This window comes from Rhodococcus ruber (genome assembly GCF_016804345.1).
Lineage (GTDB): Bacteria > Actinomycetota > Actinomycetes > Mycobacteriales > Mycobacteriaceae > Rhodococcus > Rhodococcus ruber.
The window spans coordinates 5,453,532-5,479,687 of sequence record NZ_CP044211.1 but is presented as its reverse complement, the minus strand read 5'-3'; the positions used below and the strand labels follow the sequence as shown (position 1 = coordinate 5,479,687).

Annotated in this window: 27 protein-coding genes; 17 read left to right on the top strand and 10 right to left on the bottom strand. The window is 68.3% G+C overall.

Features of this window, described 5'->3' with window-relative positions; all coding sequences use genetic code 11:
- From F1734_RS25170 to F1734_RS25145, 6 genes are all read right to left on the bottom strand, one after another.
- Window positions 1–1,797, bottom strand: a complete 1,797-nt coding sequence (locus tag F1734_RS25170; protein WP_059174527.1) for a flavin-containing monooxygenase — start codon at window positions 1,795–1,797, stop codon at window positions 1–3.
- Window positions 1,798–1,822: 25 nt separating this feature from the next.
- Window positions 1,823–2,665: a mycofactocin-coupled SDR family oxidoreductase gene (locus tag F1734_RS25165; protein WP_203011203.1), complete on the bottom strand. Its 843-nt coding sequence runs from the start codon at window positions 2,663–2,665 to the stop codon at window positions 1,823–1,825.
- A gap of 39 nt (window positions 2,666–2,704) precedes the next feature.
- Window positions 2,705–3,250, bottom strand: coding sequence for a nuclear transport factor 2 family protein (locus tag F1734_RS25160; RefSeq protein WP_010594002.1), 546 nt, complete (start codon window positions 3,248–3,250; stop codon window positions 2,705–2,707).
- Window positions 3,251–3,356: 106 nt separating this feature from the next.
- Entirely contained in the window at window positions 3,357–4,478 is a 1,122-nt protein-coding gene (locus F1734_RS25155; RefSeq protein ID WP_203011202.1) for an NDMA-dependent alcohol dehydrogenase, read from the bottom strand.
- 266 nt (window positions 4,479–4,744) lie between these two features.
- The gene (locus F1734_RS25150; RefSeq protein ID WP_203011971.1) at window positions 4,745–5,485 is read right to left on the bottom strand and encodes a FadR/GntR family transcriptional regulator; all 741 of its coding nucleotides are present in this window, start codon (window positions 5,483–5,485) and stop codon (window positions 4,745–4,747) included.
- Between the two features lie 189 nt (window positions 5,486–5,674).
- Window positions 5,675–6,460: an enoyl-CoA hydratase/isomerase family protein gene (locus F1734_RS25145; protein ID WP_010593999.1), complete on the bottom strand. Its 786-nt coding sequence runs from the start codon at window positions 6,458–6,460 to the stop codon at window positions 5,675–5,677.
- A gap of 231 nt (window positions 6,461–6,691) precedes the next feature.
- Here F1734_RS25145 and F1734_RS25140 point away from each other — a divergent pair, with 231 nt between their 5' ends.
- Entirely contained in the window at window positions 6,692–7,399 is a 708-nt protein-coding gene (locus tag F1734_RS25140) for a FadR/GntR family transcriptional regulator (protein ID WP_010593998.1), read from the top strand.
- A 133-nt stretch (window positions 7,400–7,532) separates the two neighbouring features.
- Here the strand turns inward: F1734_RS25140 and F1734_RS25135 are convergent, their stop codons facing one another.
- Complete coding sequence (locus tag F1734_RS25135; protein WP_003938422.1) at window positions 7,533–7,730, bottom strand: ferredoxin; 198 nt, start codon at window positions 7,728–7,730, stop codon at window positions 7,533–7,535.
- A 151-nt stretch (window positions 7,731–7,881) separates the two neighbouring features.
- Between F1734_RS25135 and F1734_RS25130 the strand changes: the two genes are divergently transcribed.
- The 4 genes from F1734_RS25130 (at window position 7,882) to F1734_RS25115 (ending at window position 12,407) form a co-directional block, all read left to right on the top strand.
- A complete protein-coding gene (locus F1734_RS25130; protein ID WP_054374580.1) occupies window positions 7,882–9,126 on the top strand; it encodes a cytochrome P450 in 1,245 nt (414 codons plus the stop codon).
- A 57-nt stretch (window positions 9,127–9,183) separates the two neighbouring features.
- The gene (locus F1734_RS25125) at window positions 9,184–10,374 is read left to right on the top strand and encodes an NAD(P)/FAD-dependent oxidoreductase (RefSeq protein ID WP_010593996.1); all 1,191 of its coding nucleotides are present in this window, start codon (window positions 9,184–9,186) and stop codon (window positions 10,372–10,374) included.
- Between the two features lie 63 nt (window positions 10,375–10,437).
- Entirely contained in the window at window positions 10,438–11,892 is a 1,455-nt protein-coding gene (locus F1734_RS25120) for an aldehyde dehydrogenase (protein ID WP_203011201.1), read from the top strand.
- A 77-nt stretch (window positions 11,893–11,969) separates the two neighbouring features.
- Window positions 11,970–12,407: a nuclear transport factor 2 family protein gene (locus F1734_RS25115; protein WP_119700138.1), complete on the top strand. Its 438-nt coding sequence runs from the start codon at window positions 11,970–11,972 to the stop codon at window positions 12,405–12,407.
- 62 nt (window positions 12,408–12,469) lie between these two features.
- On the opposite strand, the gene F1734_RS25110 is transcribed toward F1734_RS25115, so the two are convergent.
- Window positions 12,470–13,390 (bottom strand): SMP-30/gluconolactonase/LRE family protein, encoded by a 921-nt coding sequence (locus tag F1734_RS25110; protein WP_010593993.1) that lies wholly within the window; start codon window positions 13,388–13,390, stop codon window positions 12,470–12,472.
- A 239-nt stretch (window positions 13,391–13,629) separates the two neighbouring features.
- On the opposite strand from F1734_RS25110, the gene F1734_RS25105 reads away from it, so the two are divergent.
- The 6 genes from F1734_RS25105 (at window position 13,630) to F1734_RS25080 (ending at window position 18,719) form a co-directional block, all read left to right on the top strand.
- A complete protein-coding gene (locus tag F1734_RS25105; RefSeq protein WP_203011200.1) occupies window positions 13,630–14,577 on the top strand; it encodes an alpha/beta hydrolase in 948 nt (315 codons plus the stop codon).
- 14 nt (window positions 14,578–14,591) lie between these two features.
- Window positions 14,592–16,202, top strand: coding sequence for a flavin-containing monooxygenase (locus F1734_RS25100; protein ID WP_010593991.1), 1,611 nt, complete (start codon window positions 14,592–14,594; stop codon window positions 16,200–16,202).
- Between the two features lie 93 nt (window positions 16,203–16,295).
- Complete coding sequence (gene fgd / locus F1734_RS25095; protein ID WP_026137550.1) at window positions 16,296–17,309, top strand: glucose-6-phosphate dehydrogenase (coenzyme-F420); 1,014 nt, start codon at window positions 16,296–16,298, stop codon at window positions 17,307–17,309.
- A gap of 90 nt (window positions 17,310–17,399) precedes the next feature.
- Window positions 17,400–17,774 carry a WhiB family transcriptional regulator gene (locus F1734_RS25090; protein ID WP_017679785.1) on the top strand — a complete coding sequence of 125 codons (375 nt, stop codon included), beginning with the start codon at window positions 17,400–17,402 and terminating at the stop codon, window positions 17,772–17,774.
- Window positions 17,705–18,397 carry an AzlC family ABC transporter permease gene (locus F1734_RS25085; RefSeq protein ID WP_010596940.1) on the top strand — a complete coding sequence of 231 codons (693 nt, stop codon included), beginning with the start codon at window positions 17,705–17,707 and terminating at the stop codon, window positions 18,395–18,397. The genes F1734_RS25090 and F1734_RS25085 overlap by 70 nt, the downstream gene beginning before the upstream one ends.
- Window positions 18,390–18,719, top strand: a complete 330-nt coding sequence (locus tag F1734_RS25080; protein ID WP_003934551.1) for a branched-chain amino acid transporter permease — start codon at window positions 18,390–18,392, stop codon at window positions 18,717–18,719. The genes F1734_RS25085 and F1734_RS25080 overlap by 8 nt, the downstream gene beginning before the upstream one ends.
- On the opposite strand, the gene F1734_RS25075 is transcribed toward F1734_RS25080, so the two are convergent.
- Window positions 18,689–19,915 (bottom strand): glycosyltransferase 87 family protein, encoded by a 1,227-nt coding sequence (locus F1734_RS25075; RefSeq protein WP_010596941.1) that lies wholly within the window; start codon window positions 19,913–19,915, stop codon window positions 18,689–18,691. The genes F1734_RS25080 and F1734_RS25075 overlap by 31 nt on opposite strands.
- A 237-nt stretch (window positions 19,916–20,152) precedes the next feature.
- Between F1734_RS25075 and F1734_RS25070 the strand changes: the two genes are divergently transcribed.
- From F1734_RS25070 to F1734_RS25060, 3 genes are all read left to right on the top strand, one after another.
- Window positions 20,153–20,560: a helix-turn-helix transcriptional regulator gene (locus F1734_RS25070; protein ID WP_040271032.1), complete on the top strand. Its 408-nt coding sequence runs from the start codon at window positions 20,153–20,155 to the stop codon at window positions 20,558–20,560.
- Between the two features lie 83 nt (window positions 20,561–20,643).
- Window positions 20,644–21,072, top strand: coding sequence for a VOC family protein (locus F1734_RS25065; protein ID WP_017679783.1), 429 nt, complete (start codon window positions 20,644–20,646; stop codon window positions 21,070–21,072).
- 145 nt (window positions 21,073–21,217) lie between these two features.
- Complete coding sequence (locus F1734_RS25060) at window positions 21,218–22,648, top strand: DUF4185 domain-containing protein (RefSeq protein ID WP_203011199.1); 1,431 nt, start codon at window positions 21,218–21,220, stop codon at window positions 22,646–22,648.
- Between the two features lie 77 nt (window positions 22,649–22,725).
- Here F1734_RS25060 and F1734_RS25055 read toward each other — a convergent pair whose 3' ends face one another.
- Window positions 22,726–23,169, bottom strand: a complete 444-nt coding sequence (locus tag F1734_RS25055; RefSeq protein WP_017679781.1) for a MarR family winged helix-turn-helix transcriptional regulator — start codon at window positions 23,167–23,169, stop codon at window positions 22,726–22,728.
- 154 nt (window positions 23,170–23,323) lie between these two features.
- Here F1734_RS25055 and F1734_RS25050 point away from each other — a divergent pair, with 154 nt between their 5' ends.
- From F1734_RS25050 to F1734_RS25040, 3 genes are all read left to right on the top strand, one after another.
- Window positions 23,324–24,349 carry a substrate-binding domain-containing protein gene (locus F1734_RS25050; RefSeq protein WP_048771466.1) on the top strand — a complete coding sequence of 342 codons (1,026 nt, stop codon included), beginning with the start codon at window positions 23,324–23,326 and terminating at the stop codon, window positions 24,347–24,349.
- Window positions 24,350–24,429: 80 nt separating this feature from the next.
- Window positions 24,430–25,068 carry an AmiS/UreI family transporter gene (locus F1734_RS25045; RefSeq protein WP_040271027.1) on the top strand — a complete coding sequence of 213 codons (639 nt, stop codon included), beginning with the start codon at window positions 24,430–24,432 and terminating at the stop codon, window positions 25,066–25,068.
- 42 nt (window positions 25,069–25,110) lie between these two features.
- On the top strand, window positions 25,111–26,148 hold the full coding sequence (locus F1734_RS25040; RefSeq protein WP_017679779.1) for an aliphatic amidase: 1,038 nt from the start codon (window positions 25,111–25,113) through the stop codon (window positions 26,146–26,148).
- Window positions 26,149–26,156 lie beyond the last annotated feature (8 nt).

Below are 26,156 nucleotides of genomic sequence, written 5' to 3'. Positions count from 1 at the left end.
TCAGGGAACGGACGGCAGGTCGATGCCGTCCAGGTCGGCTCTGATCTGCAGTGCGAGGTACTTGTTGTAGATCCGGGCGAACGTGAGATTGCCGCCGCTGAACCAGAACCGGTCGTGGCCGGAACGTCGCCACACCGACCGGATCTCGCCCTCGTCGTCGAGGCCCCAGACCGGTCCGCACCGGTCGGCGACCGCGTCGCCCAGGACGCGGCGGGCAGTGTCGAGAATGCCCCGGAATCCGGTGGCGAACACGACGGTGTCGGCGGGCAGGACGGTGCCGTCCGACATCATGACACCCTCGGGGACGAATCGTTCGACGGTCTTCCCGGCGACCAGCCCGATCGACCCGTCCGCGACGAGCCGCGAGGCGCCGACGTCGATGTAGTAGCCGCCGTTGCGGGTGAGGAAGAGGTTCATCGCTCCGGTCCCGCCGTCGCCCAGGTGATGGCGGAATCCCCGGGCGCTCAGGGCATCGAGCAGATCACGATCGATGTCGGCCATCGCCGCGACCGCGGTACGCAGACCGTCGACGAATCCCTCGTCCCGTCGCGCGAACGACGCCCCGACGAGGTCGGCGATCTCGGTGGGTGCGGTGTCCTCGCCGTAGGCCGGCTTCAGCATGACGTCGACCACGGTGGTGCCGCCGACGACGTAGGTCGGACCCCGCTGGACGAGGGTCACGTTCGCGCCGGTGTTGTAGAGGTCCTGCGCGATGTCGTGGCCGCTGTTCCCGGTGCCGATGACGACGACGTTCCGGCCGCTCCGTCGGGGGTCCGTCGCGTACCGGCCGGAATGGAGCAGTTCGCCCGCGAATTCTCCGGTCCCGGGGATGTCCGGGACGAGCGGCTCGGTGCCGCTCAGTCCGGTGGCCAGGACCACGTGCTGTGGATGCAGTACGCGCCGTTCGCCGCCGCGGTCGAGGAGCACCTCCCAGCGCCTCGTCGCCGGATCGTACGAGGCACTCACCAGTTCCGTGCGCGTCCACACGTTCAGTTCCAGGGCCCGGGCGTAGATGTCGAGCCAGTCACCCATCTTGTCCTTCGGGGTGAACACGGGCCAGGTGGGTGGGAACGGCATCATCGGCAGATGGTTCGACCACACGGGGTCGTGCAGCACCAGCGAGTCGTACCGGTTGCGCCAGTTGTCGCCCACGCGCTCGTTGCGTTCGACGACGAGCGTGTGCACGTTCATCGCGCCCAGGTAGGCGGCGAGTCCGAGGCCGGAATGCCCGGCACCGATCACGAGGACGTCCGGATCCCGGTCGGCGCACTCGTTCGCGAGACGGCGGCGGTCGCCCCAGTGGGCGGTGACGCGTTCCTCGGGTTCCGGGGCGCCGATCGGACGACGTTCTCCGACAGCCGGTTCGGCTCCGGCGAGACTGTCGAGGGCCGTCAGCACGGCGATCGCTCGCCAGCGGTCCGTCTCGTCCGGGGTCAGGCGCGCGACGCCACGGACCTGTCCGAAGCGGACGGTGAGGCGGAAGAGCAGCTGTATCACCGGCGGACCGTCGCCGGTGGGCAGCAGAACCGGCGGGGCGGCGGAATCGAGTGCCTCGTCGCGGACCTCGAGGTCCGCCGCGCCGGTGAGCAGCGGGCGGATCGCCGATTCGCCGTGCAGGCTGCGCAGATCACCGGTGAAGGCGAGCAGGTCGCGCCACCATGCGTCGGTGGCGAGAGCATCCGGATAGTCGCCGGTACCGCCCGACCGGAGTGCATCGGCGAAATCCGCGAGCCAGCGCTCGGCGACCTCGGCGGGGCGGGCGGGATCGAGACGCGGGGTGTCGAGTCTTGCGGTCATGAGGTCTCCCGTTCGTCCGGCCGGATCAGCGCAGGGTGTAGCCGGCGTCGACCTTGAGTTCGGTGCCGGTGACGTACCGGGCCTCGTCGGAGGCGAGGTAGAGCACCGCGTTGGAGATGTCGATCGGTTCGATCCACGGCACGGGCAGGACGTTGGTGGTGGCGAAGACCGGTGCGGCCTGTTCCTGCGTGGGATGTTCCACGTCCGGGAGGAACAGCCGGAAGCAGGATTCGTTCAGGATCATGTCCGTGGCGACGCCGGTGGGATGCACGGTGTTGACGCGGATGCCGTGCGGCCCCAATTCCAGTGCCAGCGTGCGCATCATGCCGACCACGGCGTGCTTGCTCGCGGTGTAGGGCGCCACGTTCGGCGTGCCCTTCAGGCCTGCGGTGGAGCTGGTGATGACGATCGAGCCACCGGTGCCCTGCTCGATCAGGTGCGGGGTGACGGCCTTGCAGGTGTGCCACACGCCCTTGAGGTTGATGTCGAGGACGTCGTCCCAGTCGCGTTCGGTGACGAGGTGCGTCTCGTCGCCGAAGAGGAAGATCCCCGCGTTGGCGGCGACGATGTCGATCCGGCCGAGTTCGGCGATGCCCTCGTCGACGACGGCCTTCACGGCGTCGAAGTTGCGGACGTCGGCCTTGCGGGCGATGATCCGGCGGTCGAGGGCCTCGACGGCGCGCACCGTCTCGGCCAGGTCCTCCTCGGTGGCGCCGGGGTAGAAGCGGGTGACGCTCTCGATCTCCTCGGCGACATCGAGAGCGACGATGTCGGCGCCCTCCTCGGCGAGGCGGATCGCGTGACTGCGTCCCTGGCCGCGGGCCGCCCCCGTGATGAACGCGACCTTACCTGCTACCCGTCCTGTCATAGCTGCTCCTTCGGGGCCGCCGACGGGCCCGATCCGCCGTCAGCGGTAGGTGTTCCAGGTGGGAGCCGACTCCGGATAGTCGGCTTCGGTGTATCGGGTCTGGGGCCACCGAATCCGTTTGGTGGTACGGAAACTCGAGCCCATCGACTCGAACGGTACCGCGTACATGAACGATACGGTGCGTCTTTCGAAAAGCCATGTGCTGTCCCGCCGCACGTACCGGTCCCGATAGCGGAAGGCGGTCATCATCAGCGTGTCGTGGACGGCCAGTTCGGCGTGGCCGGTCATGATTCCGCTTGCGTGCGAGTCGTCTTCGATCGTGACGAGGTGGATCTCGGGGGTGTGCAGCATGGTGTGGTAACGGTCCATGCTGGAGACGTAGAAGGGGCGGATCTGCTCACGACCGCACAGTTCGGTGCCGGCGACCTCGAAGACACCGTCCTCGGTGAACATCGACAGTACGGCGTCGATGTCGTGGTCGTCGACGGCCAGGGCGTAACACCCTGCGAGATCCCGGATCTCGTCCTTGGCGACGAGGCGGCTCAGGGCGGCGGAATCGAGGTCCGCGAGATTCGAGGCAGTCATCGGCTCTGTTCCTGTCGGAGGTACACGGACGGGCCGGGACGGAGTGTCGACTCCGTCCCGGCCCGGGTGCCGGGCGCGGATCACCCGCGCAGTCGCGCGTGCCGATCTAGTCGTCGTACATGATGACGCCGCGGATGTTCTTGCCGTCGCGGAGATCCTTGAACGCGGTGTTGATGTCCTCGAGCTTGTAGGTCTTGGTGACCAGCTCGTCCAGCTTGAACTCGCCGCGGCGGTACATGTCGGCGATGAGCGGGATGTCGCGGCGCGCCGTCGTGGTGCCGTACAGGGTGCCCTGCAGGCGCTTGCCCGACATCGCGAAGGTGAACAGGTCGAACGGCACGTCGCGCTGGGTGACCGGCGCCGCCGAGGTGAGCACCAGGGTGCCGCCGCGACGGGTCATCTCCTGGGCGGGGTTCAGCAGGTGCCCGTAGGCGATGTCGACCGTGATGATGACGACGTCGGCGCCCTGGCCGTCGGTGAGCTGATCGACGACCTCGCGGCACTGGTCGAAGTTCTCGGTGGTGTGGGTGGCACCGAAGATCTTCGCCTGGTCGCGCTTGAACTCGACCGGGTCGATCGTGACGATGTTCTTGGCGCCCTTGTGCCGGGCGCCCTGAACGGCGTTCATGCCCACACCGCCGGTGCCGATGACGACCACGGTGTCACCGAGCTGGATGTCGGCCGCGTAGACGGACGATCCCCAGCCGGTGGGCACGCCGCAGCCGATGAGTGCGGCCTTGTCGAGCGGGATGTCCTTGCCGATCTTCACGCACGAGTCGATGTTGACCACGACGTACGGCGAGAAGGTGCCGAGGTAGGAGAACGGGCCGACGCCCCGGCCGCGGGCGTGGACGCGGTGCGTGCCGTCGGGTGCGTAGCCCGCGAGCACGCCGGCACCCATCTCACACATGTTGGAACGGCCGATGGTGCACATCTTGCAGTGGCCGCAGGACGGCAGGAAGGACAGGACGACGTGGTCGCCGACCTCGAAACCGGTGACGTCCGGGCCGAGTTCCTCGATCACACCGGCGCCTTCGTGGCCACCGATGATCGGCGCCCAGTCGAGGGGGATGTCGCCGGTGTCGACGTGGTCGTCACTGTGGCAGATGCCGGAGGCGGCGAGCTTGACCCGCACCTCCCGGCTCTTCGGGGGATCGATCTCGATTTCCTCGACGCTCCAACCGGACCGGGTTCCCGGCTCCCACAGCAGCGCTCCGATGGTCTTCATGGCTTCTCCTCGTGACGGGGTGAAGGCGCGAGCGGCGGCCGGGGCAGGGCTCCGGCGCGGGCTCGACGGATGTGATCGCGATGTGTGCATGTGATCGCTATCACCATAACCATACGCATGGATATAAGCAATAGCGCGAGGGAAGCGGGGCGCGGGAGGCCGGGCGGGCGGCGGGACGGCCCGCAACGACGGCGGGCCCGCGCCGAGCCGGTGCTCGGTGCGGGCCCGCTGGGGTCCGTGTCGCCGGACGTCGCCGGCGGTCGTGGTCAGCCGCCGAGCGCCTGGTTCCAGGGCAGGACCTGGCTCAGGAGTTCGGGGAACTTGCGCTCGGCGTAGCGGACGTACTCGTTGATGTGGTCGCGCATCCGGTCCTCGGACAGGTCCGCGTCGTGCGAATTCAGCGCCTCGTAGATCTGCGTGTGCGCCTTGAGCGTCGTCTCCCGCAGCGGGGCGGGATGGTCGACGCCCATCACCGTGCCGCCGGTGATCCGGAGCAGCGCGTCCGTCAGGTAGCCGAAGAGCGCGTTGCCGGTGGACCAGGCGATGACGTCGTGGAACTGCTTGTTCGTCTTGAGGAACGTGTCGATGTCCGCGGTGTCGAACGACTGCTGCATCCGGTCGACGGACTGCTTCAGCTCCTGCAGGTTCTCGTCGCTGATCCGCTCGGCGGCCAGGCGGCAGATGACGGGCTCGAGGGCGGTGCGGGCCTCCACGATGGTGTTGAGGGAGGCGTTCTGGAGCTGCATCAGCAGGATGATGGTGCTCGCCAGGTGGGACGCGTCGGGGTCGAGGAGGACGGGACCGCCCTTGGGTCCCGGCTTGAGGGCGATCATGCCCTGGAACTCGAGCAGCCGCAGTCCCTCGCGCAGGGTCCCGCGGCCGATCTGGTACTCCTCGAGCATCGCCTTCTCCGGGGGCAGCAGGTCCCCGGGCTGCAGACCTTTTCGCGCCGTATCCCGGACGATCTGCTGGGCTACCACCAGCGACGTCTTCGGGCCTCTCGACATTGCAGCCACGAAAGCCTCCTCAGCCTCTCGGCCTCCTGACTTCCGGGAAGCGGAGGCTCTCACGGCGGAGCGGGTGCTCGCCGTGTCGGCGGATCGGCTGGGCTACGTCCCCGGTCGATCCGAAATGTGCACTGTACTCATTGTGCACGCGATTGTGCACATTGATGTGCACCATTATCGAACGTGTGTCTATTCGGCGGGCGGGAACTGCGGCTTGCGCTTCTCCAGGAATGCCTGCGCGCCCTCGACCATGTCGGCGCTGCCGATCGCCTGGACGAGCATGCCGAGGCCGTTGCTGAAGGAGTCCCGGGCGGAGTTCCACCAGATGTTCGAACTGACCTTCGTGATCTCGAGGTACCGCGGGCTCAGTGCCTCGAACTCGCGGCACAGCGAACGGACGGATTCCTCGAGGAGTTCGTCGTCGACCACCTCGTTCACCAGTCCCATCTCGTACGCGCGCTCGGCCGGGTAGCGCCGGCACAGCAGCGACAGTTCCTTGGCGCGCTTCTCGCCGATCTGAACGCCCATCACGTTCGTGGCGCCGCTGACCGGAGAACTACCGACGCGGGGGCCGGTCTGCCCGAAGGTCGCCGAGCGGGCGGCGACGGCGAGGTCGCAGGCCACCACCAGCTCGTTGCCGCCGCCCGCCGCGGCACCGTTGACGGCCGCGACGACCGGCCGGGGGCAGGTGCGGATCGCGTCGAACAGTTCGAGCGAGGACCGGTAGAGACCGCGCAGTTCCTTGACGGTCGGCTGACTGAGCTGTCCGAGCGACCCGCCGGCGCAGAAGCTTCCACCGGATCCGGTGATGACCACCGAGCGGTATTCGGTGGCGTTGTGGAGCGCGTCGACCATGACCGCGCACATCTCGGCGTCGAACGCGTTGCGGCGCTCGGGCCGGTTGAGCCGGATCCACAGGCTCGAGTCGACCGAGTCGAGAACGACGCTCGTGGTGGTGGAGGCGGGGCTGCTCATCGGAACTCCTTCGATCGAGGTTCACGGTTCGGCTGGGCCGGGTACCTGGGAGATGCGGCTCGCTCGGCGCATCTTTTCCGGCCCGACACACGAACTGTACGTTATAATCGTTAGCATTATTTTGGCTCGGCGGGAAGTGGGGAGTGTCCGCTCCGGACGGCGTTCCCGAGCCGGCGGGCGCTCCGGGGAGGAGAAGGCGCGATGATCACAGGACGGGCGCCCAAAGCGGCCATGGTGGTGGCGCAGCACATCATCAGGGACGCGACCAGGCAGAATCTGGCGGCGGGCGATCTGCTGCCGTCGGAGCGGATCATGCTCGAGAAGTACGAGATCGGTCGTGGCACACTGCGGGAAGCCCTGCGATTGCTGGAATTCCAGGGGGTCATCGCTCTCAAGCCGGGACCGAGAGGCGGGCCGGTGATGCTGGACCCCGACGCGTCCCATCTTGCGAGTTCGCTCATCCTCCTCATGCAGCTCAAGGACGCCCCGTTCAGCGTCATCATCGAGGCGCGCACCGCCCTCGAGCCGATGATCAGCCGGCTGGCCGCCCAGCGCATCAGCGGCGAGACGCTCGTCGATCTGAAGGAAACCATCGACCGGATGCACGGATCGCTCGGTGACCAGCACGAGTTCCTCGAGGCGAACAAGAGCTTCCACGACCTGATCGCCTGGTCCTCGGGCAATCCGCTGTTCGGGTACATGGTCGATTCCCTGCTCGGCATCATGGACGGCACGGCGGTCGGCATCGACTACCCACCGCACCGGCGCGAGGCGATCATCGTCGCGCACACCCGGATCTACGAGTCGCTCTCCCAGGGGGACGAGATCGGCTCCGAGGAACGCATGCGCGACCACATCAACGCCTACCGGCGGTATGCCCAGCGCAAGTACCCCGACCTGCTCGATCAGGTCATCCAGTGGGACCGCGCACTGGGCTGAGGCCCACCGCGGGCGCAGGGCTGACGCGCACCGCAGGCGCAAGGCTGAGGCCCACCGCAGGCGCAGGAAGGGGCCCCGGATACGTATCCGGGGCCCCTTCCTGCGTCGTGTGCCGGCCGATCGAAAGGCGTCGTCACTCGGTGACGACGGAGATCGCACGCTCGGGGCAGGACGCGGCTGCCTCGCGTGCGGCGTGCTCGTTGGCCGGGTCGTCGCCCCCGGGCAGGACGTACGCGTGGCCGTCCTCCTCGCGCAGCGCGAAGACCTGGGGGGAGGTCATGAAGCACAGCCCGTGGCCCTGGCAGTGGTTCTCGTCGACAACAACCTTCATCGGTCGCTCCTTCCGTCATCCGGATATCGAGGATGCCAGCTCGTTGAACATTTGATTTGATGGCCGGGCTGGCGGTGTGATCTACACTACTATATCATCTGTTATAACCATTAGCAGGAGATGCCCGATCCGACGCAGGAGGGTCCACGCGATGGACAGCCGCAATCGTTGCCCCGTCATCAACTTCGACCACAATTCGCAGGAGCACTCTGCCGATCCGGTCGCCTCGTACCGCAAGGTTCGCCAGAACGAGCGAGTCGCCTGGACGGAGGCGCACGGCGGGTACTGGGTGCTCAGCGACTACGACTCGGTCTTCGAGGCCGCCCGTGACGACGAGACGTTCTCGTCGGCTCGTAACGAATATGGGGGAGAAGGTCTTTCGGTCGTCATCCCGAAGACTCCGATGCACTTCCACATCCCCATCGAGCTCGATCCCCCGGAGTTCCGCAAGTACCGCAAGATCGTCAACCCGATCACCGCGCCCGCGGCCGTCGAGCGGATGAAGGCCCTCGTCGACCGCCACACCGCCGGGTTCATCGACAGCGTGATCGAGGACGGGCAATGCGACCTCACCTCGGTCATCGCTGTGCCGTCCATCGTGACGGTGGACTGGCTCGGTCTCGACCTGGCCGACTGGAAGCGCTACTCCCATGCGCACCACCAGGCACTCGCCGGCATTCCGGGAAGCGACGACTACCGCCATGCAATGGAGGTCGACTTCCCGTACCTGGGTGATCGCATGCGCGAGACCATCCGGGCGCGACGCGAGAACCCCACCGACGACATCATCAGCTACCTCGTGCAGCAGGAGGTCGACGGCCGTCCGCTCAACGACTTCGAGATGTACTCGATCGTCGATCTGCTGCTCGCCGGCGGTGTCGGAACCACCGCGTCCCTGGTGAGCCAGGCCCTCGTGTGGCTCGCGGAGCACCCGGCCGTGCGTCAGCGGTTGATCGACGACCCGAGTCTGATGGACCACGCCGTCGAGGAGTTCCTGCGGTACTTCTCGCCCACCCAGGCGCTCGCCCGGACCGTCACCAAGGACACCGACTTCCAGGGCTGCCCCATGAAGAAGGGCGACCGGGTGCTGCTGTCGTGGTCGTCGGCCAACCGCGACGAGAAGCTCTTCGAGAACCCGGACGAGATCGACATCGAACGGTGGCCGAACCGGCACACCGCCTTCGGGATCGGTGTACATCGTTGCGCCGGATCGCATCTCGGTCGATACATGTCCAAGACGCTCATCAGCCAGATTCTCGAGCGGATGCCCGACTACGAGGTGGACTTCTCCGCGCTCGAGCGGTACCCGCACCAGGGCACCAACATGGGCTGGCAGCGGATCCCGGCCACCTACACGCCGGGCCCGCGGGTGCTGTCGGACTACACCCTGTACTGAGGGGTGCCGAGCACGTCCACCGCATCATCCGATTCATCGACAGGACAGGGGAACGCCGTGTTCAACGGCCGAAGAATCGTCGTCGTCGGCGGCGGCCTCGCCGGGCTCCGCACGTGTGAGGCGCTGCGCGCCGAAGGCTTCGACGGTGAGCTCGAACTGCTCTGCGCCGAGCCCACCCCGCCGTACGACCGGCCGTCGCTGAGCAAGTCCGCACTCGCCGAGCCGCAGGACACCACGTTCGACGTCGACTACGCGGCGCTCGGTGTCGAACTGCGCCTCGGGGTCCGGGCCCGGTCGCTCGACACCGCCGCCCGGGTGGTGCGCACCGATGCCGGCGAGCACTCCTACGATGCGCTGGTCGTCGCGACCGGCGCGGCCCCGGTCACCCTGCCCGGGACCGGCCGGCAACTCGTGCTGCGCACCGCCGCGGACGCCGAGCGTCTTCGCGCCGAGCTACGCCCGGGAGCCCGTGTCGTCCTCGTCGGTGCCGGCTGGATCAACGCCGAGATCGCCACGACCGCACTGGCTCTGGGCTGCTCGGTGACCTGCGTGGAAGCCGGGCCCCGGCCGCTCGCGGGACCGCTGGGCGCGCAGGTGGCCGAGCGGCTGCACGCGTGGTGGGACGGGGTCGATCTGCGCTGCGGCACCGGCGTCGGCGAGATCACGCCCGGCGGACTGACGCTGGACGACGGCACCGCGCTCCCGGCGGACGTCGTCGTCACCGGTATCGGAGTGCGGCCCGACGTGGGCTGGCTGACCGGCTCCGGTCTCGAGATCGATCGCGGGGTCGTCGTCGACGAGTCGCTGCGTACCTCCGACCCGTCGGTGTTCGCCGTCGGCGACGTCGCGATGCGCTGGTCGCCCCGGTTCGGGACACGACTCGGTGGTGAGCACTGGGACGAGGCGCGCACCGGACCGGCGACGGTCGCCGGTGCACTCCTGAGGCCGCAGTCGCCGCCCGTCTTCGACCCGATCCCGTACTTCTGGAGCGACCAGTTCGGGCACAAGATCCAATTCGTCGGACACAGAAGCGAATCCGACGATATGGTGTTCCGTGAGGGTGCGGACGGCAAGTGGGGTGCGGCCTGGTTCGATGCCGCCGGGCAGCTCACCGCGCACCTGAGCGTCGATTCCCCCCGGCACATGGTGCAAGCCCGCATGGCGATCGATCGTCGTGCCGGCGTGGATCCGGACGCGATCCGGGATCTGTCGGCGCCCCTGCAGGCGCCGGCGCCGGCAGTGAAGTAGTACTCCCATCCCATCCAGCGAGTCGCCGTGGCGAGAGTCCGCGGTCGAGTGGAGGAACACAGCATGACCACAGCCACTCCCATCCAGTTGAAGAGCTACGACAAGCTGTTCATCGGCGGATCGTGGGTCGAGCCGTCCAGCGACGCGGTGATCGAGGTGATCTCCCCGATCAACGGTGAGGTCATCGCGACCGTGCCCGAAGCGCGCGAGGCCGACATGGACCGCGCCGTCGCGGCGGCGCGCAAGGCGTTCGACGAAGGCCCCTGGCCGCGGATGACGCCCGCCGAGCGCGCGGAGATCCTCGTGCGCGTCGGGAACGAGGTGAAGAAGCGGATCCCGGAGATGGCCGAGGCCTTCACCCTCGAATTGGGCGCTCCCGCAGCGGTGTCCACGCTGTTCCACCAGAACGCCGTCGACATGTGGGACGACGCGGCCACGTTCCACGAGCGTTTCGCGTTCGAGGAGGAGCGCACCTGGAAGGGCGGGCACGGCAAGATCGTGCGGGAGCCCATCGGCGTCGTCGCGGTCGTGGTCCCGTGGAACGGTCCCGTCGCGACCGGCTCGCTGAAGATCTCGCCTGCGCTCGCCGCGGGCTGCACGGTGGTGCTCAAGCCGGCCCCGGAGGGGCCCGTCACCATGATGATGCTGGCCGAGGCGCTCGACGCCGCGGGCCTGCCCGAGGGCGTCATCGGCGTCGTCCCGGCAGGACGGGAGGTGGGTGACTACCTCGTCAGCCACCCGGACGTCGACAAGATCAGTTTCACCGGCAGCACGGCGGCCGGTCGTGTGGTCATGAGCCGGGCCGCAGAGCGGATCAAGCGGGTCACCCTCGAACTCGGCGGCAAGTCGGCCGCGATCATCGCCGACGACATCGACCTCGATACCTTCCTGCCCGGCATGGTGTTCGGCGGCATCGGTCATTCGGGGCAGGTCTGCGCCGCCCTCACCCGCATCATCGTCCCGCGTGAGCGCCAGGAGGAGGTCGTCGAGGCGATCAAGGCGGTGATGGAGAGCGTGAAGGTCGGTGACCCGCGGGACGAGGACACGGTCCTCGGACCCCTCGCCGCCGAACGTCAGCAGACGCGGGTGCTCGACTACATCGAGGTCGGGAAGAAGGAAGGCGCCCGGCTGGTGACCGGCGGCGGCAAGCCGGCCCACCTCGACCGCGGCTGGTACGTCGAACCGACCCTGTTCGCGGACGTCTCCAACGACATGCGCATCGCGCAGGAGGAGATCTTCGGACCGGTGCTGGTGGTGATCCCGTTCGATTCGATCGACGAGGCCGTCGCCATCGCCAACGACTCGGACTACGGCCTGTCCGGCTCCGTCTACGCGAAGGACGAGGAGCTGGCCCAGAGCATCGCGCGACGGGTGCGCACCGGGCAGATCTCCGTCAACGGCTACGCGATGTGCGTCGTGCAGCCCTTCGGCGGCTACAAGCAGTCCGGTCTCGGCCGTGAGGGCGGCATCGAAGGGTTCGATGCGTTCTTCGAGACCAAGCTGATCCAGCTTCCCTGATCCACGACGGGTGCGGGGTGCGTCCGCGACGAGGGCGCACCCCGGTATCCGGCACCGACGAAAGCGAAGGACCCGACATGACTGCGGTATCCCCCGACCTCGCCCGCCGCGCGGAAGACCTGATGTACGCGTATGCATCCGCCGTGGACGAGGGTGACCTCGACGCCCTGCGCGCCCTGATCACGGACGACGTTTCGATCATCCAGAACGGCAAGGAGGATGTGGGGCCGGAGGAGTTCCTCGGGGTCTACCGCGCCTTCGCCGAGTCCGGCGCGGAGTTCTCCCGTCACGCGATCACCAACGTCCGCGTGTCCGGCGAGGGCGACGGCCGGGTGCGGGTCGACGCGTACTTCGAGGCGACGGTGGCCGGGCCCGAGGGCACGCAGCGGCTGTACGGTCGCTACGCCGACACGTTCGCCGAGCGCGACGGTGCGCTGCTCATCGAGCGCAAGGACATCACGGTGGACCGCGTGCTCGACCAGCCGGCCTCCGCGGCGGCGTACGCGCCCTACTGATCGAACGGGAAAGGGCGGCGATTCGTCGAATCGCCGCCCTTTCGCACGTCCTGAGGGCCGTCCTACGGGCGACCGCCGTGGGTGGCGCCGACGCGGGTGGCGAGCAGGCTCGCGTCGCGCGTATGACGACGGGCGGCCTCCGAGGAGTTCGGCGCCGCGCAGGCGTAGAGGGTGTTGCCTTCCGGCCCGCCGAGCATGCACGCGAACACCCCGGTCGGGAACACGACCTCGGCGGTGATCGTGCCACCTTCCTCGACGCGGATGACCCGCCGGTGGAGAGCGTCGGCGACCCACACCGCACCGTCGCTGTCGAGGCAGATGCCGTCCGGCGCGACGGCCGCGGCGCTCATCGCGGCCTTGACCGACTCGGTGGGCAGGTCCGGTCCGAACGCGGCCCAGGTGCGCTGCCCATCGAGCCGGCCGTCGGCCCCGATGTCGAAGGCGGTCAGCTTGTTGCCCATGCTCTCCGCGACGACCAGCGTGCCGGCGGGGGTGATCACCATGCCGTTGGGGAAGCGGAGGTCGGAGGCCTCGACGGTGAAGGAGCCGTCCGGCGCGACGCGGATCAGGTTGGCCGGCGCGATCGGGGTGTCGCGTTTGAATTCGAAGCCGAAGCTGCCCACGTAGGCGGTGCCGTCCTCGGCGACCACCATGTCGTTGAGCTTGCCGGTCGCGACCGAGGAGAGATCGGCGTGGACGACGATCTCGCCGTCGTGCTCGCGGCGCATGATCCGCCCGGACTCCATCGCGGTGATGAGCAGGCGCCCGTCGGGCAGCCAGCCGAGCCCGGACGGCTCGTCGCCGGGGAGGGTGGCCTCGACGGTGACCGCACCGTCGGAACCGATCGAGATCACCTCGTGCCGGTAGAGATCCGAGACCCACACCCGTCCGTCGTGCCAGCGCGGGCACTCGAGGAAGGCACGGTCGGAGACGACGGTGTCGATGGGGCTCTGCAGCGCGGTGTCCTGGTTTCCGGCAGTCATGGTCGGTGGCCTTCCGTAGTAGATGCGGGGAGACGGCAGATGCGGGGAGACGCCCCCCGGAACTCTCTTCCAAGCTAGCCCAATCATGCGCATAGATAAAGGGCTCTGCCGCGCGGTATTGCAAATAATCATGCGTATGGTTATGGTGATGTACATCACTCGCTGGGCGCCGACTCTGCGCATCCGATCGGGAGTTGTCGACGTCTGTCGAAACCCATGCCGCACACGAAGGAGATGCCATGGCCCTCGATTCCGCCACCACCGCGTTCCTCACCCAGATGGCCGAGGCAGGCGGCCCTCCGCTGCACGAGATGAGCCCGCAGGAGGCGCGCACGCTGAGCGACGGCTTCATCGAGCTGTGCGGCCCCGGACCGGAGATGGCCCGAGTCGACGACATCACCGTCCCCGGTGCCGACGGACACGAGGTGCCGGTTCGCGTGCTGGTCCCGACCGGCGACGCCCGCGGCGTGATCGTCTACCTGCACGGCGGCGGCTGGGTGGTCGGCAGCCTCGACGGCTACGACACGCTGGGACGGCAGCTCGCCGAACGCACCGGTTGCGCCGTCGCCCTCGTCGACTACCGCCTGGCCCCCGAGCATCTGTTCCCCGCCGCCGCCGACGACGCCTGGGCCGCGTTGCAGTGGCTCGCGGCGAACCGGGCCACCTACGCGGCCGCGGACGCCCCGCTGATCGTGGGCGGTGACAGCGCCGGCGGCAACCTCGCAGCGGTGGTCGCGCAGCGCGCCGTCCGGGAGAACGGTCCCGAACTCGCCCTGCAGTTCCTCGCCTACCCCGTCATCGACTGCGACTTCGACACACCCAGCTACCTCGATCCCGCGAACGAGCTCATGCTCACCCGCGACGCGATGGTGTGGTTCTGGGACCTGTACGTGCCCGAGGCGGAGGACCGCACCCGCTGGGAGGTCGCCCCGATCAACGCCGAATCGCTGACCGGTGTCGCGCCGGCCGCGGTGCTGCTCGCCGAGCACGACGTTCTGCACGACGAGGGCCGCAAGTACGCCGAGGCGCTCCGCTCGGCGGGGATCCCCGTGCGCGAGAAGGTGTTCACCGGACAGATGCACGGCTTCTTCCAGTTCGTGAACGTCCTGCCGGGCGCCAAGGACGGCATGGACTACGTCGTCGAAGCGGTCGAGGACGTGCTCTCCGGCGCGGACATCGCCCGATGAGGACGGAGGCCGGCATGGGATTCGAGAAGGCGGCAGAGGAATTCGACGCGATCGTGGTGGGTGCCGGATTCTCCGGCATCTACATGGTGCATCGGCTGCGGGAGATGGGACTGACGGTCCGCGCCTTCGAGGCGGCCGAGGGCGTCGGCGGCACCTGGTTCTGGAACCGGTACCCCGGGGCTCGATGCGACTGCATCAGCATGGAATACGCCTACACGTTCTCGCCCGAACTCATCGACGAGTGGGAGTGGACCGAGCGCTATCCCGCGCAGCCGGAGATCCTGCGCTACCTGAACTTCGCCGCGGACCGGCTGGATGTGAAGAAGCACTTCCGGTTCCGGACGCGGGTCGACTCGGCTCGGTTCGACGACCACACCGACCGGTGGACGATCACCACCGACTCCGGAGACGTCGCCGTCGCCAAGTACTTCGTCACCGCGGTCGGCTGTCTGTCCACGTCGCAGACGCCGGATTTCCCGGGCCTGGCGAACTTCCGCGGCGCGACGTACCACACGGCCGACTGGCCCAGTGAGGGCGTCGACTTCACCGGCAAGCGCGTCGGGGTGATCGGCACCGGTTCGTCCGGCGTCCAGGTGATCCCGCTCGTCGCCGAGCAGGCCGAGAAGCTGACCGTGTTCCAGCGGACGCCGGCGTTCAGCCTCGACTGTGGCAACCGTCCCCTCACCGAGGACGAGAAGCGGGAGTTCAAGGAGAACATCGAGACCTTCAAGGCGACCTCGAAGACCACACCGTCGGGCCAGTACACCGACACCCTCGAGGTCAGCGCGCTTGATCACTCCCCGGAGGAGCGGTGGGCGACCTACGAGGAGCGGTGGAACCGGCACCGGGCGATCGACCTCATCGCCGCCTACCCCGACCTGTTCACCAATCGGGAGGCCAACGAGACCATCGCGGAGTTCTTCCGCAGCAAGATCCGTGCTGTGGTGCAGGACCCCGAGCTCGCCGAACGCTTGTCGCCGCGGACCCATCCACTCGGCGCCAAGCGGATCACGCTGGACACCAACTACTTCCAGACCTACAACAGGGACAATGTCGAGCTCGTGTCGCTGCGCGAGGCGCCGCTCGAGGAGTTCACGGACAAGGGAATCCGGACCGGGGGCGTGGAGCACGAGCTCGACGCGGTGGTCCTCGCCACCGGGTTCGACGCGATCACCGGTCCGCTGCTGAAGATGGACATCTCCGGCGTGGGCGGGCAGACGCTGCAGGAGAAGTGGCAGGACGGCCCCGTCACGTACCTCGGAATCGCCGTCGACGGGTTCCCGAACATGTTCATGCTCACCGGCCCCGGCAGTCCGAACGTGCTCACCAACGTGGTGTGCGCGATCGAACAGCACGTGGAGTGGACCGCCGACTGCATCGAACGACTCGAGCAGCGCGGCGCCCGCCGCTTCGAGGCGCTCGAACCGTACACGCACGACTGGACCGACCTGAACAACGAACTGGCGAAGGGCACGCTCTACCCCGAGGGCAACTCGTGGTACACGGGCGCCAACGTGCCGGGCAAGCCGCAGGTGATCATGTCCTACGTCGGTGGGCTCAACACCTACCGTGACATCTGCGACGACGTCGCAGCCGACGGCTATCGCGGTTTCGCCATCAAGTAACGGGAAACGACAACGGCAGGACGTGTATTCGCGGCTGCACGCCGCGGCGCGTCCTGCCGCCGTTTCCGAGGTTCCGACGACGAGGAGTTCGTGGTGTCGCAGGGTCTGAAGTTGGGGTACAAGGCGTCGGCGGAGCAGTTCGGGCCGCGGGAGCTGGTGGAGCTGGCGGTGCTGGCGGAGGAGCGGGGGATGGATTCGGCGACGGTGTCGGATCATTTCCAGCCGTGGCGGCACAGCGGGGGGCATGCGCCGTTCTCGTTGGCGTGGATGACCGCGGTGGGCGAGCGCACGTCGCGGTTGCAGCTGGGCACGAGTGTGTTGACGCCGACGTTCCGGTACAACCCGGCGGTGATCGCGCAGGCGTTCGCGACGATGGGGTGTCTGTATCCGGGGCGGGTCATGCTGGGGGTGGGCACGGGGGAGGCGCTCAACGAGATCGCCACCGGGTACGAAGGCCAGTGGCCGGAGTTCAAGGAACGCTTCGCGCGGTTGCGCGAGTCGGTGCGGCTGATGCGGGCGTTGTGGACGGGGGAGCGGGTCGATTTCGAGGGCGAGTTCTACGCCGCGAAGGGGGCGTCGATCTACGACGTGCCCGAGGGCGGGGTTCCGGTGTACATCGCGGCGGGCGGTCCGGTGGTGGCGCGGTATGCGGGCCGGGCGGGGGACGGGTTCATCTGCACCTCGGGCAAGGGCATGGAGCTCTACACCGAGAAGCTGTTGCCGGCGGTGGCGGAGGGCGCCGCGAAGGCCGACCGGGACGTGGCGGGGATCGACAAGATGATCGAGATCAAGATTTCCTACGACACCGATCCGGAGCGGGCGTTGGAGAACTGCCGGTTCTGGGCGCCGCTCTCGCTCACGCCGGAGCAGAAGCATTCGATCGACGATCCGATCGAGATGGAGGCGGCGGCCGATGCGTTGCCGATCGAGCAGGTGGCCAGGCGGTGGATCGTGGCGTCGGATCCGGACGAGGCGGTCGAGCAGGTCGGGGCGTATGTGAAGGCCGGGCTCAATCATCTGGTGTTCCATGCGCCGGGGCACGATCAGCGGCGGTTTCTGGAGTTGTTCGAGCGTGATCTGGCGCCGCGCCTGCGTGCGTTGGCCTGACGCGGCTGACGCCGCCGGTGTGCCTTTTGGGCTGCCCTGACCGCCCAAAAGGCACACCGGCGGCGGAGCCGCCTGACGAAGGGAGAACCTATGCCCGCGCCCAAGCTGTTGACCCTGCCCCCGGCGATCACGGAGTCCTGGGACTGGCAGCTGCAGGCCGCCTGCCGGGACGCCGACGCCGCGACGTTCTTCCATCCGGAGAACGAGCGCGGGGAGGCACGCACCGACCGCGTCCGCGCCGCGAAGCGAATCTGCCAGTCCTGTCCCGTGCTGACCCAGTGTCTCCGGCACGCCCTCGAGGCCGGGGAGCGGCACGGCATCTGGGGCGGGATGTCGGAAGAGGAGCGCCGCATCCTGCTGCGCCGGGCGAGCAGGTCACCCCATAGCCTGGAGCCATGGCAGATGGCCGTCTCTCCGAGATCCGCACGGGTGTCCGCGACTCCTGGGCAGTCGGTCTCGGCCTGATCCCGCTCGGCCTCGCGTTCGGGGTCGTGCTCACGCAGGCAGGTTTCGACTGGTGGTGGGCGCCCGTCTTTTCGACGGTGATCTACGCGGGCTCGATGGAGTTCCTCGCCGTCGGCCTGATCGGTGCGGTGACCCCGGTGGCGTCGATCGCGGCGGCGACCCTGCTGGTGAACTTCCGGCACGTGTTCTACGGACTGTCCTTTCCGCTGGAGAAGATCCGCAGCCGGCTCGGGCGGGCGTACGGCGTCTACGCCCTCACGGACGAGACCTACGCCATCGTCGCCACCAAGCGTCGCGACGAGCTGACCGGCGCGCGGATGCTCGCGGTCGCGGCGACGTGCCAGTTGCTGTGGGTCGCGTCCGGGACCGCGGGCGCCCTGGTCGGTGCGGCGCTGCCCGCGGGATTGTCGGGTCTGGAGTTCGCCCTCACGGCGTTGTTCGCCGTGCTCGCGCTCGACGCATTCCGTCTCGGGCGCGACCTGCCGGCGTCGGCCGCCGCGCTGGTGTGCGGCCTCGTCGGGGTGACCGTGTCGAAGGACGGCATGCTGGTGATCTCGCTGGGCCTGTTCGTCGCGTATCTGCTGCTGCGGTTCGTCTACCGCAACAAGGTGGCCCGTGCCTGAGTCGGTACCGGGCGCCGGCTACGTCGTCGGTGCCCTGATCGCGATGTTCGTCGTCACCGTGGGTCTGCGGGCGGTCCCGTTCGCCGCGCTCGCCCGGCTGCGGGAGTCGGACGTGGTGGGCTACCTCGGCGGCGCGATGCCGGCCGGGGTGATGGTCATCCTGGTGATGTACACGCTGCGCGACGTCGGTCCGGCGACGTGGCTACCGGCGGTGCTGGGCCTCGCCGGAACCGTCGCGGTGCACCTGTGGCGGCGGAGCGCGGCGCTGAGCACCGTCGCCGGAACCGCGATCTACGTCCTGGCCGGGGCGTTCTGGAGCTGAGCGGCGCGAGCGCCGGCCGGTGCCGGAACCGTGCCGGGACGGCGGGACCGGGCCGCGACGGCCGCCGCGACGAGCACCACGAGTCCGGTGACGCACTGGGCGTTGCCGAGAGTCTGCTGGATGGCCGACTCGACCCAGCCGTGCGTGGAGGTGTCCTCGAGCAGGTAGTTGGGCCCGACGAGGAAGACCAGCGCGGCCGGCAGCAGCACGGGCCACCACGAGCGGTACCGCGGAGCCAGCGCGACCGCGACGAGCAGCACGCTGTAGGCCCAGTGATGCGTCACCGCGATGGGCGCCGCGAGCAGGGTCGCGAGCGCGATCACCCCGAGCGCGACGACGTGCTCGCCCGATCGGGTGAAGCGGTGGGCGGCCCACAGCGCCCCGAGGACGACGAGTGCGACGCCCGCGAGCCAGGCGGCGGTGTAGGCGTGCCCCTCGACGCCCAGCCGGGCAAGCAGGCCGCTGAGCGCCTGATTGCGGAAGAAGTCCTGGTCCCCGGCCCGGTCGGTGGCCCAGGCCTCGGTGGTCCAGAAGTACACGGAGGACTCCGGGCGGAGCCAGTACGCGAAGCCCGCCACGGCGAGGAACGCACCGAAGGCGCGCGCCGCCGACGGCATGTCCCGCCGGAGCAGGAACAGCACACCGAACGCGGCCGGGGTCACCTTGATCGCGGCGGCGAGGGCGATCCCGACGCCGCGGAACCGCTGCGGGATCACGCCGAGGACGTCGGCGACGACGAGGGCCATGAGGAGGATGTTGATCTGCCCGAACAGGAAGTTGGAGCGGATGGGCTCGAGCCAGAGCGCCACGCCCAGTCCGGCGGTCGCGACCAGGTTCGCGCGACGGACGTCCATGTGCTCGAGCGAGACCTTCAGCACCCACCACACCAGGCCGATCAGGCCTGCGGTCCACAGCACCTGCATCAATGTCGCGTTCAGCAGGGGCAGCGGGGCGAAGAGGAACGCCGCGAACGGCGGATAGATGAAGCGGAAGCCCGAACTGGTGTGGAAGCCCTCGGTGTAGAGGGGGGTGTGGTGCAGGAACGCCCACCCCGCGTCGCGGAAGACCGACAGGTCCATCAGGTATCCGGTGACAGCGTTCTCGAGGTGGATGCCTGCGACCACGGCCGACACGAGCAGCCCTGCCCCCACGAGCAGCGAGTACCCGGGCCGGGCTCGAACTTCGGACAGCAGCACGGACGATCACCTCCGCTTGTCGGGACAGGAACCTCCCGGATACGTTACACAATCGTTGCCTTCGGGGCCGGATACGCGGGTTGCCCGGTCTCCCAGCACGTTTCCGGCCGCTTTGTCCTGTTCGGGCAGTTTCGGCGTGTGTCGTGTATCACGACGTCGTGACGAAATCGCGGTCTCTACCCCGTCGCCTAGACAAGGACAGAAATTCCTGTCGTGGGGCGCTGCGACACTGGCCGCATGCCGCGCCGCGTGCCCGAGGAGCTCCTGCCGCATCTGCGCCGCGCCCGTGATCTCGCGGACCGGGAGTACGCGCGACCTCTCGACCTCACCGGGCTCGCCGCCGCCGCGGGGGTCTCGAAGTACCACTTCCTGCGTTGCTTCACCGCCGTGTACGGCAAGACGCCCGGCGTCCACCTCACCGAACGCCGCATCGAGCGGGCGCAGGACCTGCTGCGCGCGACGAATCTGACCGTGACGGAGATCTGTCACCTCGTCGGGTACAGCAGCCTCGGGTCGTTCAGCACCAGGTTCCGTCGGCTGGTCGGGGTCACCCCCAGCGAGTATCAGGCCGCCTTCGCCGAGTCCGGGGCGCCGCGCATCCCGGGCTGCTGGGTGTTCATGCACGGCCTGAGCGACCTCCGCTGAACTGCGCAATTTCGGAGAAGCTCGCACCGTGTCCGTCGCTCTACGGTCGAGACGTGCCACATCACCGATCCGGAGGACACGCCATGATCGCGAACATCTCCCTGGTGACCCTCTATGTCACCGATCAGGACGCGGCGAAGAAGTTCTACCTCGACACGCTGGGGTTCGTGGAAACCGCCGACGTGGCGATGGGTGAGGGCTTCCGCTGGGTGACCGTCGCGCACCCGGACCACCCGGAACTCGAGGTGACGCTGATGGTGCCCGGCCCACCCCTGAACCCGGAGATGGCCGGGGCCGTTCGTCGCGCGCTGGCCGACGGCACCATGGGCGGCTTCGGGCTCCGCACCACGGACTGCCGCGCAGCGTACGAGGAGCTCACGGCCAGGGGCGTCGAGTTCACCCAGCCGCCGTCCGAGCGTCCCTACGGGGTCGAGGCGGTGTTCCGGGACAACTCGGGCAACTGGCTCGTGCTGGTGGAACCCCGTGAGTACACGCCCGGCGACTTCCGTTGATTCGGAATTCTTCGCTTCTCTCGGGATTTTCCGAGACAGGGATATAAAGCCGCAGATCCGCGTGCGACGCCACCGCGCCGCGCCGGCGGTACCCTCCTGTGCGGCGCCGGTCCGTCCGGCGCCGTGACGCACGGGAGGGGAACCCATGAGGTGGCAGGCGTCGGCGATCGCCCTGCTCGTGGCGGTGCTGGCGGCGACGCCGGCCCGCGCCGACGAGCCCGCGACGGACGGGGTACCGGGGAGCGGACCGTGTGCCGGCGACACGTGGCGGCACGAGTCGCTGGTCCCGAAGGATCTCGACATTCCGGTGCCGTATCCGGTGATCACCACCGTGCCGTATCCGGCGCCGGAACCGGACCCGGTACGGATCGATCCACCGCCGTTGCCGGTCGATCCGTGCACCGATCCGTGCCCGGACCTGACCGACGAGCCGGCCCATCCGGATCCGGTCTTCCCCCGGATCGCCCTGAAGCCCAGCCCCTTCCACCTCGGCATTCCGGTGCCCGGGGAGGGTGCCGCGCCGCCGCCACCGCCGGCGCCCGAGACCCCGCCGATCGAGCCCGCCCCGCGGGTCCCCGCCCCTCCGGCTCCGCGCGTCGTCGAGGTCGCCACCGTGGCGAAGCAGACCGGTGCCGGGTCCGTCAACCGGACGGACAAGCGCTGGCAGGTGTACGGCACCGATCTCGGCCTCATGTGGGAGTCGGAGCCAGGCCGGATCGCCGTCGCGTTCGGCGACACCGTCGGCCGGGGCTTCCATCCGCCGGGCGGGCAGGGCGGCGACTGGCGCAGCAACGTGCTGGCCTTCTCCACCGACCGGGACCTGACGGACGGGATGAACTTCGACTCGATGATCCAGGACTCGCGATGCCACGCCGCGGAGATCCTCGGCAGCCGCAAGCTCGACAACGTCGAGATCACCACGATCCCGACGTCGGGATTCGCGATCGGCGGCCGCCAGTACCTGACGTACATGTCCATCCGGACGTGGAACAGCATCCCCGGCACGTGGTGGACCAACCACGGGGGCATCGCGTACTCGGACGACGGTGGTTCCACCTGGGTCGAGGATCCGCATGCGAAGTGGGACAACATCTTCGGCGTCACCAACTTTCAGGTGGCCGCGGCGGTGCCGGCGCACGGCTACGTGTACCTGTTCGGCACCCCCAACACCCGGCTCGGCGCGGTGGCGCTGGCCCGGGTGCCCGAGGACCGGGTGCTCGAGCCGCGCGCCTACCAGTACTGGCGCGACGGGAACTGGACCCCCGTCGGCGGATACACCGCGGCGACGCCCGTCGTGCACGGCCCCGCCGGGGAGTTGTCCGTGCGCTACGACGCCGTCGCGGACCGCTGGCAGATGACGTACCTCGACACCGCCGAGGCCGCGATCGTCGTGCGGGAGGCCGCGTCACCCCAGGGGGTGTGGTCGGAGAGCGCGCGGCTGGTCGGCGTGGAACAGCACCCCGAGCTGTACGGCGGGTTCATGCATCCGTGGTCGACGGACGAGGACCTGTACTTCATGCTCTCGACGTGGTCGGACTACAACACCTTCCTGCTGCGGGCGAGACTCGACCGTTGAACCACGCGCACATGCGCCCGGACCGAATGTCACACCGGTTCGATGACATCGAACCCATGTGACATTCGGCCACGAGGTTAGCGGCCGGCGGCCTCCTCCAACGCGGCGAGGACCGGGTGCACGTGATCGGGCAGGCCGTCGGGGAGCGGTCCCGGCCATGCCTGCTCGACGTCGCGAACGGACGCGGAGAGGCGGTCGAAGAGCTTCTTGCCCCGCACGCTCAGATAGACCCGGGTCTTCCGGCGATCGTGGGCATCGACCTCGCGGTATACCGCCGCAACGGAGACCAGGCGGTCGACGACCCGAGTGAGTGTCGGCGCCGGGGTCCGGGTCCGATCGCGCAGTTCGGCCATCGTCAGTCCCGGCCGGACCGCGAGTGCCTCGAGTACGAGGAAGTGGTCCATGTTGAGCTCGTCGGACGAGAGGACGGTCTCGATCGACTGTGCGGCGAGGCGTGCGGCGAGGACGAGCGCGGTCGTCGCAGATGCTTCCATCGAGGTGGCAACACCCTTGTCCGACATGACAGCCCCCGAGCTATTGCATAGTTCGCGCCTCGCCAATAATACTTCCAAGTGAAATGATAGCCTACGTGCGGGTCGTGGCCCGCGGTGCCGTGAGGGCATCGACGTGAGCGCGGTGCTCGATCGTGCACGCGCGTCACAGTGGCGCGTGGCCATGGTCGTGCCGCTGCAGGGGCCGGCCGGTCTGTTCGGCCCGTCCTGCGAAGCGGTGAGCGAGTTGGCGGCGCGCGACCTGAATTCGTCGGGCGGCGTCCTCGGTCGCGAGGTCTGTGTCCAGATCGTGGACGGAGGCGGCGACCCCCGGCGGATCGCCACCGAGATTCGTCGTCTCGTGTCCACTCGTGCGATCGATGCGGTCAGCGGCTGGCACATCTCGTCCGTGCGTCATGCCATCGCCCCGGTGGTGACCGGCCGCGTTCCGTACGCCTACACCTCCCTCTACGAGGGAGGTGAGAGCCGAGGCGGCGTCTACTGCTGCGGCGAAACCCCCGCGCAGCAGATCGCGCCTGCGCTGAAATGGCTGCGGGAGAACGTAGGGACGCGGCGCTGGTTCGTCGTCGGGGACGACTACGTATGGCCCCGCGGTTCCCTCGGCGCGATACGCATGTACGCGCACGAGTTCGACCTGCAGATCGTCGGCGAGTCGTTCGTCGACCTCGGGCGCGCCGACATGAGACATGTCGTGGACGCGGTCGCGGCTTCCCGGTGCGACGGGGTGGTGATGCTCCTCGTCGGCCAGGATGCCGTCGAGTTCAACCGGGCCTTCGCGCGGCGAGGACTCGCCGACCGGGTCGTCCGATTCAGCCCTCTCATGGAAGAGAACATGCTGCTTGCGAGTGGGCCGGCGGCGACGAAGAACCTCTACGTCGCCGCCGCCTACTTCCGTTCCCTGGTCGGCGCCGACTCGATGGATCTGCTCACCGGGTACGTAGCGATGCACGGGCCGCACGCGCCCGCGCTGAACAATGCCGCCGAGTCCTGCTACGAAGGCATGAACACCTTGGCCAGTCTCGTGGCCCGCGCCGGAACGGCGGATACGGCCGATCTCGACGACGTGGTGGACGGGACTGCGTTCGACGGACCGCGAGGCCCGGTCGAGTTCCGAAACGGAGTGGCTCGACAGAGGATTCACCTGTCCATCGCTGACGGCGTCGACTTCGAGATCCTCACGTCGTTCTGACGAACACTCGTTGACATGTGTGGCGCGGGCCACTACTTTCATTCGAAACAGTTTCATTTGGAAGTAAGGCGAGGTGTCCGGTGGGCAATGTCGGTTTGCTGTACGTGGGAGCGGTCCTCCTCGTCAACGGGTTGACGCTCCTCTCCGTCGTACCTGTCAGGTCGGCTGCAGTGTTGAACCTGTTCGTCGGCGCACTGCAGTGCGTCATACCTACCGCCCTGCTGATCCAGGCCCAGGGGGACACGGCGGACGTTCTGGCCGCATCCGGCCTGTACCTGTTCGGGTTCACCTATCTGTACGTGGGAATCGTGAACCTGGCCGGACTCGAGCCGCAGGGCATCGGATGGTTCTCCGGCTTCGTCGCGGTCGCCGCCCTCGTCTACTCGGCGTTGTCGTTCACCGTCGTCGGCGACCCCGTCTTCGGGGTCATCTGGCTCTCGTGGGCGTTCCTGTGGGCGTTGTTCTTCCTGGTCCTCGCTCTCGGGTTCGACGGACTCACCCGATTCACGGGATGGGTCGCGATCCTCCTCAGCCAGCCGACATGTACCGTCCCGGCGTTCCTCGCCTTGACCGGCAGCCTCCACGCCACCGCGTTCACCGCGGCCGGGTGGGCGTCGGTCCTCGCCGTCCTCGTGGGGATCGCCGCTGCGCTCGGCTTCCCTGCATCCGCTCGTCCCGACGAAAAGCCTTCCCCCCAATACGGTCCCGTCCACAACTGAGCCCGGCGACCGCGCCGGGCGAACTCGAAGAAGGAGCACGATATGCGACACGGGGACATCTCCTCCAGCAGCGACACCGTCGGCGTGGCGGTGGTCAACTACAAGATGCCGCGCCTGCACGACAAGGCCGGGGTGCTCGACAACGCACGACGCATCGCCGACATGATGATCGGGATGAAGTCGGGTCTGCCCGGACTCGACCTGGTGGTGTTCCCCGAGTACTCGACGCAAGGAATCATGTACGACGAGCAGGAGATGTACGCGACTGCAGCGACCATCCCCGGCGACGAAACGGCGATCTTCTCGGCGGCGTGCCGGGAGGCCGACACGTGGGGCGTCTTCTCGATCACCGGTGAGCAGCACGAAGACCACCCGGCCAAGCCGCCGTACAACACCCTGATCCTGGTGAACAATCGGGGCGACATCGTCCAGAAGTACCGCAAGATCCTGCCCTGGTGCCCGATCGAGGGCTGGTACCCGGGGGACACCACGCACGTCACCGACGGTCCCAAGGGACTGAAGATCTCCCTGATCATCTGCGACGACGGCAACTACCCGGAGATCTGGCGTGACTGCGCGATGAAGGGCGCCGAACTGATCGTGCGTTGCCAGGGCTACATGTACCCCGCGAAAGACCAGCAGGTGCTGATGTCGAAGGCGATGGCGTGGGCGAACAACTGCTACGTCGCCGTCGCGAACGCCGCCGGGTTCGACGGTGTCTACTCCTATTTCGGGCACTCGGCGATCATCGGATTCGACGGACGCACCCTCGGGGAGACCGGGGAAGAGGAGTACGGCATCCAGTATGCCCAGCTGTCGGTTTCGGCCATCCGCGACGCTCGCGAGAACGACCAGTCGCAGAACCACCTCTTCAAGCTGCTGCACCGCGGCTACTCCGGTGTCCACGCGGCCGGCGACGGAGACAAGGGGGTCGCGGACTGCCCGTTCGAGTTCTACAAGCTGTGGGTGACCGATGCTCGGAAGGCGCAGGAACGTGTCGAGGCCATCACGAGAGATACGGTGGGAGTGGCCGACTGCCGAGTCGGTTCGCTGCCCGTCGAAGAGACCGCCGAGGCGTAGCCGCGGAT